The sequence below is a fragment of the Microcystis sp. M090S1 genome (assembly GCF_020246295.1).
In the GTDB taxonomy this organism is placed as follows: domain Bacteria; phylum Cyanobacteriota; class Cyanobacteriia; order Cyanobacteriales; family Microcystaceae; genus Microcystis; species Microcystis aeruginosa.
Map to the genome: position 1 here is coordinate 1 of NZ_JADBTF010000331.1, position 4,815 is coordinate 4,815.

Below are 4,815 nucleotides of genomic sequence, written 5' to 3' on the forward strand. Positions count from 1 at the left end.
AAAGACGCTCTTTGGTCGCCCAGTTATTTCGTCTCTTCTGTAGGAGGTGCGCCACTGGAAGTTCTTAAGTCTTATATCAAAGATCAGGAAAAGCCGTCGTAAAACGACGGGGTTTTAACCCAAATTTTCGATAACCGATGAAAATACTAGGTATAGACGTTAGCCGTAATTGGGCTATCGTGGTTTTTTTGTGCGAATTTCCGTCTGTTTCCCCTCTACAATACTCGAAAAGTATTGGGGAACCGATTAAAGGATACCCGCGAATTAAGGGAAATATTCAGCTTAATGACATAGCTTATAAGTTAGAATGCAATGCTGAAGCGATCGAGATTATTAAATCTTTAGAAGCTGATGCGATTATTTTAGAGCCTACGGGTTACTGGTATGCAAGCTTCTGGGTTAATTGTGCTAAGAAATTAGGGTTAGATATTTATTGGATATCCCATCAGCAAACCAAGATAAATCGACAGCATTATTTTAAGACCAAAAATAAAGACGATTATCTCGACGCTCTAACCATTGCCCTAACCTATTTTGATAAGTCAGGGTTAGACGATTTAGGAAATCCCCCGATCTTAAACAATTATGACTATGACTCGCTCGATTTATTACGTCGGACTTTTCACGAGAGAGAGCAAATTGATAAAAACAAAAATTCTTTGATTAATCAACTTAGACAGCGATTGTGTTGTGAACACCCAGAAATCGCTCAAAGAGACTTTGATTATATTGGAGTTAACGGGTTTAATCCTACATTAGGACATATCGCTGGATTGAGAAATAACCCACGGATTAAAGTCACGGCTGGCACTGGAATTAGCGAATATAGCCAGTTATTGGCCAATGACATCATAATGTACGAAACTAGAATATCAGTTAAAGAAGGGGAACTAAGCGAAATTCTAGAATTGGAACAATTTAATCCCTATTGTCAAGTATTCAATCAATTTTGCTTTGGTACTGTCACTCAGAGTTTACTGCTTTTGCACTGCTATCCTATCGAAAGATTCCTCGTTAACGGGAAACCTTACTTTAGAGGTAATCACGATATCAGCCTGAGAAAGTTTCAGGCTTATCTGGGGTTAGGATATTCTTACCAGATTTCAGGGGATACCTCCGCTAAACAGGACAAGGTTAAAAAGTCCTGGAAGGGTTCCGACTTAATGCGCTCTCACTTGTACGCTCACGCAATGGTAATTATTTGTCCCAACAAGCCCGCTAAAACCGAGATTATGACTAAACTCAAGAACTCTTGGCTAAATCCGAGAACACACACCTATTGTACTTGCAACGAAAAAACCGGGGAAAAAATCGAAGTGATTCAAGAGTTACCAAGTTTTAAGGCGTTGGGGAAAGATGGACTATGTCGCTTGCTTTTTTACGAGACTAGGCTACTCTATCAACTTTTAACTCGGAATTTGCTAAAGTGATATTTGGCTAAATTAACTTTTTCTTAAGAGAATCTGAATGCACATTGCCTGGTTAGGAAAAAAATCTCCTTTTTGCGGTAACGTTACCTATGGGCGAGAAGTGACTAATTCCCTGCTCGATCGAGATTATCAAGTCAGTTTTCTGCATTTTTCTTCCGAAAAACCCACCGTAGGCGATTGGCCCGACTTTTACGACGAAATCACCCTGCCACGTCTCTATAGTTCCCAAGTCTATACTATTCCCACCCTGAAATCGAGTCGGGTTCTACAGGATAAACTCAGGGAACTGAAACCCGATCTAGTTCATGCGTCCTTACCCCTGTCTCCCCTCGATTTTCTGCTACCGGAAATTTGTGAGTCTTTAGATTTGCCTCTGGTGGCGACTTTTCACCCGGCTTTTGATAGTAAAATTCGCAATCTCATCTCTAGTACCCAATTATTAACCTACCAACTACACGCCCCTTTTTTAGCTAATTACGATAAAGTAATTATTTTTTCCACCTCTCAACGGGATTTTTTAGTTAAATTGGGGGTTCCCGAAGAAAAATTAGCAATTATTCCCAATGGGGTTGATGTTAATAAGTATTGTCCAGGTCCCTCGAATATTAAAGCTCAATATAATGCCGATTGTTTATTTGTTTATCTCGGTCGGATCATGCCGGAGAAAAATGTAGAATCTTTATTGAAAGCTTGGAAAAAAACCAATTTAGGGGATAGATGCAAACTGCTCATTGTGGGCGATGGTCCGTTAACTCCTTCCCTTAAACCTTTTTATGGAGAAGAAGATGGTATTATCTGGTTAGGTTTTATCGGCGATGAAAATAAACGAATTGAAATTTTGCGCGGGGTTGACGGCTTTATTTTGCCCTCATTAGTGGAAGGTTTATCGATTTCCCTCTTGGAAGCGATGGCCTGCGGTGTTGCTTGTCTGGCTACGGATGTGGGGGCCGATGGGGAAGTGTTAAAAGGTGCGGGAATAGTTCTAGATACTAAAGGACTAATTACCCAATTAAAAACTCTCTTACCCGTATTACGAGATCATCCCGAATTAACAACAATTTTCGGACAAAAAGCCCGTCAAAGAGTTTTAGACTCTTACAGTCTCAGCAAAAATATCGATCGCTTACAGTTAGTTTATAAAGAAGTGTTAGCCAAAAAACAATCTTCTCTTAGCTACTTTCACTAAGGAATTTATATGACGATTGCCCGGACAATTTGCTTGGGATTTATTGCGGTAATTTTAGCGGGAACTTCCCTGTTGATGTTGCCTGTTTCTACCACTAGCGGCACTTGGAATGACCCAATTGTTGCCCTCTTTACCTCCACTTCTGCTGTCTGTGTTACGGGTTTAGCAGTAGTAGATACGGGTACTTATTTTTCTTTTTGGGGTCAATTATTTATTGCTTTATTAGTGCAAGTGGGGGGTTTGGGATATATGACCACTACCACTTTTTTAATGTTATTAGTTGGGCGAAAATTTGACCTGAGACAGAAGTTAGCGATTCAAGAATCCTTTGATCGACCTTTCCTACAAGGTAGTCAAAGTTTAATGAAATCAGTGATTGCTACTACTCTAGTTTTTGAGTTAACAGCAACTTTGGTTATGTTAACTGTCTTCGCCCAAAAGTATGATTTTAGATATGCGGTGTGGTTATCTTTATTCCATAGTATTAGTGCTTGGAATAATGCCGGTTTTGGCTTGTTTAAAGATAACTTGATGTCCTATCAATCCTCAATTATTATTAACTTAGCTATCACAGGATTGATCGTTTTTGGAGGTATCGGTTATCAAGTAATTATCGAGTTTTATACTTGGTCTATTCACCGCTTTCGATATAAAAGAAAAGGCTTTGTTTTTTCTCTTAACTATAAAGTTGCTATCAGTACAACTATATTTTTATTAGTGATGGGAACATTGGCTTTTTTATTTACTGAACAGGGAAATGGTGACACTTTGGCTAATTTATCAATTAAAGATAAATTGCTGGCCGCTTGGTTCCAATCAGTAACATCGAGAACAGCAGGATTTAATACCATTGATATCGGGAAAATTTCCGTAGAAGGTTTATCAATTACCATGGCTCTCATGTTTATAGGAGCCAGTCCTAGCGGTACAGGGGGAGGTATTAAAACCACAACCTTTAGGATTTTATATAACTGTACTCGCTCGGTTTTAAGAGGCCATGAAGAAGTGACTCTCTATCAAAGACGCATTCCTATGCCGTTAATTTTAAAGTCAATGGCGGTGGTTTTTGGTTCGGTTATAGCGATTATTATCTCCACACTAGCTATCTCATTTGTGGAGACAGATTTTAAAATGATTCAACTGTTTTTTGAGGTAGTTTCTGCCTTTGGAACTGTCGGCCTATCTATGGGTATAACCGCCGCTTTATCGCCGATTTCTAAGTTAATTATTGTTTTTATGATGTATTTGGGACGGGTAGGAGTTATACTTTTAATAGCGGCTATTATCGGCGATCCGAAACCAACAGTTATTAATTACCCCGAAGAAAACCTTTTAGTGGGATAATTAATATCAGTTATCAGTTATCAGTTATCAGTTTCTCCTGTCTCCTCACTCATTGACACTAGCATTTTAAATGCGTAACAGTTTAACTTCAAATTATGCAATCAATTAAATTTTTTAGTAGTATGCGTCCCCAAAATCGTCAATTTGCCGTCATCGGATTAGGCAGATTTGGGCGCGCTGTCTGTGAAACCTTACGCAAACAAGGTTATCAAGTGGTAGCGACAGATATTGACAAAGGATTAGTAGCACAAGCGTTATCTGATCGAATAGTAGATAATGCGATCGAGCTTGATTCTACCAAACCTAACGCCCTGCGAGAAGCGGGAATTTTTGAAACCGATACGGTGATTGTCGCTATTGGTAAATACGTTGAAGAAAGTATCATTACTACTCTCAATTGTAAGGAAGCGGGGGTTAATTTTGTCGCCGCTAAAGCCTCCACAGAAATCCATGGAAAATTACTCAAAAAAGTTGGTGCAGATTTAGTAGTTTTTCCCGAATACGATGCTGGTTGTGAGTTAGCGCACCGTTTAACTAGACCATCAATTTTAGAACGATTTGATCTCGATCCTGAACATAGTATTGTCGAGTTAAAAGTCCCGGAAGCTTTTCACGGTAAAACCCTAGCAGAGTTAGAAATTCGTAATCGTTATGGGTTAAATATTGTCGCTGTCGGTAATGCGGAAAAATTCAAGATTAACCCCAATCCCCAAGAAAGATTACACAAGGATTTAGCAATGGTGGTGATTGGTTCTAACCGAGATATTCAGCGTTTACCGATTTGACACTCCCCGCTCTAAAGAGACGGGGATTCTTGGTTCACAGAGATTACTTGCTTAGACAGAATTGCTTCTG

Annotated in this window: 5 protein-coding genes; all 5 read left to right on the forward strand. The window is 39.3% G+C overall.

The features are described from left to right. The coding region (locus tag IM477_RS14630) for a transposase (protein WP_287732325.1) at positions 1–102 on the forward strand (102 nt) is incomplete at its 5' end. Between the two features lie 35 nt (positions 103–137). Then, entirely contained in the window at positions 138–1,430 is a 1,293-nt protein-coding gene (locus IM477_RS14635; RefSeq protein WP_287732322.1) for an IS110 family transposase, read from the forward strand. Positions 1,431–1,467: 37 nt separating this feature from the next. Continuing rightward, positions 1,468–2,616: a glycosyltransferase family 4 protein gene (locus IM477_RS14640; RefSeq protein ID WP_287732323.1), complete on the forward strand. Its 1,149-nt coding sequence runs from the start codon at positions 1,468–1,470 to the stop codon at positions 2,614–2,616. Positions 2,617–2,625: 9 nt separating this feature from the next. Continuing rightward, on the forward strand, positions 2,626–3,960 hold the full coding sequence (locus IM477_RS14645) for a TrkH family potassium uptake protein (protein ID WP_287078617.1): 1,335 nt from the start codon (positions 2,626–2,628) through the stop codon (positions 3,958–3,960). A 95-nt stretch (positions 3,961–4,055) separates the two neighbouring features. After that, positions 4,056–4,745 (forward strand): potassium channel family protein, encoded by a 690-nt coding sequence (locus IM477_RS14650; protein ID WP_287732324.1) that lies wholly within the window; start codon positions 4,056–4,058, stop codon positions 4,743–4,745. Positions 4,746–4,815 lie beyond the last annotated feature (70 nt).

Excerpts from the sequence above, each read along its gene's own strand:
- IM477_RS14650 (WP_287732324.1), top strand. The coding sequence starts at position 4,056 with ATGCAATCAATTAAATTTTTTAGTAGTATGCGTCCCCAAAATCGTCAA.
- IM477_RS14645 (WP_287078617.1), top strand. The coding sequence starts at position 2,626 with ATGACGATTGCCCGGACAATTTGCTTGGGATTTATTGCGGTAATTTTA.
- IM477_RS14640 (WP_287732323.1), top strand. The coding sequence starts at position 1,468 with ATGCACATTGCCTGGTTAGGAAAAAAATCTCCTTTTTGCGGTAACGTT.
- IM477_RS14635 (WP_287732322.1), top strand. The coding sequence starts at position 138 with ATGAAAATACTAGGTATAGACGTTAGCCGTAATTGGGCTATCGTGGTT.